Here is a 2,840-nt window from a genome sequence, read left to right on the forward strand (position 1 = left end):
GTCCCGACCGCCGCCAGGATCGCGCCGACGGCCAGGAGCAGCCCGAAGGCCAGACGCAGCACGCCGATGCCGCGGCGGCCGGCGGTGGTGCTCGCCGACCGTAGGGCCTCCAGCGGGGAGACCCGGGCGGCGGAGAGCGCCGGTGCCAGCACGGCCAGCACGGTGATCACGACAGCGCCGATCACGACCGTGACCGCCGCCGCCAGCGGCAGGCCCGGCGTGGAGACCTGGCGGCCGGCGGCGCGCAGGACCGGCGGCAGCGCGTACCCGAGGGTGAGTGCGGCGGCGACCCCGGCGACGCCGGCGACCAGCCCGGTCAGGGCGCCCTCGGCGGTGAGGGCCCCCACCAGGGTGGCCCGACTCGCGCCGACCGCCCGCAGCAGCGCGAGCTGCCGCATCCGCTGGGCGAAGACGATGCGGAAGGTCGAGGTGACCACCAGCGCGGCGGCGGCGACCGCGATGGAGACGAACATGCCGACCAGGATGAAGAGTTTCCCGACCTGCTCGGCCACCGCGTTGGCCTCGGCGTCGCGTACCTCGACACCGGAGCGGATCGGCTGGGCGGCGACCACGGCGGTCACCCGTTGGCGGACCGCGTCGGCTTCGGTGCCGGGCGCGACCCGCACGTCCACTCGATCCACTGCCGTCAGTCGCGCCCAGCCGATCACGGCGCTCTCCGGGGCGTACGCGTCGTAGCCGGCGTCGGCGGTGGTTTCCACCATGGCGGTCACGGTGAGCGGAGCGGGCGCGCTGAGTTCGCCGCCGGTACCGCTGGTGGTGGTGCCGACCGACAGTCCGAGCCGCTCGGCGGTGCGCGGGGTGATCGCGATCTGGCCCGGGGCGTCGGGGTACCTGCCCTCGACGACCCGGACCGTGCTCAGCGGGCCGGCGCCCGGATCGGACTGCAGGTTGAGGTATCCCTCGCCGATGGAGACCCCGGTCGAGACCCGGGCGACCGCCTCGGCCACCCCGGGCACGGCCCGGATCTGCTGCACGTCCCGCACTGTGGGTGGCGGCACGTCGACGCTGCCGATCACCAGGTCGGTGACGGCCGGGGTGCCGCTGAGGTTGTCCCGCACGGTCCGTTCGGTGATCTGTTGCACCAGCACGGTGCCGAAGACGACGAACGACGCGACCAGGATCGCCAGGCCGGTCAGGATCAGCCGGCCGGGCCGCCGGGCCGCGGCGGTCGTCTGGGTACGCAGCACTGTCGCCCTCATCGGCGGGCCGCCAGGTCACGCAGGGCGTCGGTGACCGACACCTGGTTCGGCTTGTCGATCTCACCGGCCAGCCGCCCGTCGGCGAGCAGCACCACCCGGTCGGCGTACGCGGCGGCGATCGGGTCGTGGGTGACCATGACGACAGTCTGGCCGAGGTCGCGTACCGAGTCGCGCAGGATGGTGAGCACCTCCGCGCCGGAGCGGGAGTCGAGGTTGCCGGTCGGTTCGTCGGCGAAGACCACCTCGGGGCGCGCCACGAGCGCCCGGGCGAGCGCGACCCGCTGCTGCTGACCGCCGGACAGCTCGCTGGGCCGGTGGTTCAGGCGGTCGCCGAGGCCCAGCATCCGCACCAGGTGCGCGAGGAGTTCGGCGTCGGGCTGCCGACCGGCGAGGTCCAGCGGCAGGGTGATGTTCTGCGCGGCGGTGAGCTGTGGCAGCAGGTTGAAGGACTGGAAGACGAACCCGATCCGTTCCCGGCGTACCCGGGTCAGCGTCCGGTCCGACTGGCCGGTCAGCTCCGTGCCGCCGAGCAGGACGCGACCGGAGGTGGCCGTGTCGAGGCCGGCGAGGCAGTGCATCAGGGTCGACTTGCCGGATCCGGACGCGCCCATGATGGCGGTGAACCCGGCCCGGCCGAAGCCGACCGAGACCCCGTCCAGGGCACGGACGGCCGTGTCGCCGCTGCCGTACACCTTCACCAGGTCGACCGCGGCTACCGCGGCGTGGCCGGTCTCCGGCGGGGCGTGGGTTGTCATCGTTCCTCCAGTGGCTGCGTGGTGACCGGGAAAGCCTCGCCGCGACCGGCTGGCGGGCGCATCGGCCCGGGGCCGGGTATCGCCGGTGCGGGGTCTGCCTTTTGGCCGATCCGACACCTCCGTCCGGCTGGCTACGCTGGGTCACCATGAGCACGCCGGATCTTCGACGATGGTGGGTACGCCTGGCCCAGACCGCCGGGCTGGTGGCCATGGGGCTGCTCGCCCTCTTCGACCTGCGGTACAGCTCGCCCACGAGCCTGGCCGCCCTGCTGCTCCTGCTGGTACGGGTGGGGCTGGCGGTGGCGACGGTCCCGCTCTGGCTGCCGGTGCACCGACCGGGCTCCCGCCGGCTGCCGTTGGCCGCGCTGATACTCGCCTCGGCGTCACTGGTCGTGACCGCGGCGATCGTGATCATTCCCGACGGCCGCTACGGGCTCGGTGGCGGCAGCTGGGGGCTCGCCGAGTCGGCCGGGCTGATCGGGGTGGTGTTCGTGGTGACGCGCTGGGGCGCGCCTCGACTCGCCCCGGCGGCGGCGGTGGTCGCCGGGCTCGCCGTCGCCGCGCTGCCGCTGCGTTCCGGCGCCGACAGCCTCCTGGTGATCTTCGGCCTGCTTCAGGTGATCGCCGCTGCCGGCGCCGCCGGGGTGGGGCTCTACCTGCGCGTCGTGGCCGCCGGCCGGGAGCGGGCCATCGCCCTGGTACGGGCCGAGCAGCGTGCGGAGTTCGCCCGGGACCTGCACGACTTCATCGCCCACCACGTCACCGGCATCGTGGTGCAGGCACAGGGCGCCCGGTTCGTCGCCGAGCAGGACCCGCAGCGGGTGATCGTCGCCCTGGAGCAGATCGAGCGGGCCGGCGCGGAGAC

Annotated in this window: 3 protein-coding genes; 1 reads left to right on the forward strand and 2 read right to left on the reverse strand. The window is 74.2% G+C overall.

From position 1 onward, the window contains the following. Together ABZ749_RS33155 and ABZ749_RS33160 are read right to left on the reverse strand one after the other, a co-directional pair. A partial coding sequence (locus tag ABZ749_RS33155; protein ID WP_357234879.1) for an ABC transporter permease occupies positions 1–1,208 on the reverse strand: 1,208 nt, incomplete at its 3' end. 8 nt (positions 1,209–1,216) lie between these two features. Beyond that, positions 1,217–1,975 (reverse strand): ABC transporter ATP-binding protein, encoded by a 759-nt coding sequence (locus ABZ749_RS33160; RefSeq protein ID WP_357234882.1) that lies wholly within the window; start codon positions 1,973–1,975, stop codon positions 1,217–1,219. Positions 1,976–2,121: 146 nt separating this feature from the next. Between ABZ749_RS33160 and ABZ749_RS33165 the strand changes: the two genes are divergently transcribed. Continuing rightward, on the forward strand, positions 2,122–2,840 hold a 719-nt coding region (locus ABZ749_RS33165), incomplete at its 3' end, for a histidine kinase dimerization/phosphoacceptor domain-containing protein (RefSeq protein WP_357234885.1).

Origin of the sequence: Micromonospora sp. NPDC047753 (genome assembly GCF_040642735.1) — a bacterium.
In the GTDB taxonomy this organism is placed as follows: Bacteria; Actinomycetota; Actinomycetes; order Mycobacteriales; family Micromonosporaceae; genus Micromonospora.

Excerpts from the sequence above, each read along its gene's own strand:
- ABZ749_RS33160 (WP_357234882.1), bottom strand. The coding sequence starts at position 1,975 with ATGACAACCCACGCCCCGCCGGAGACCGGCCACGCCGCGGTAGCCGCG.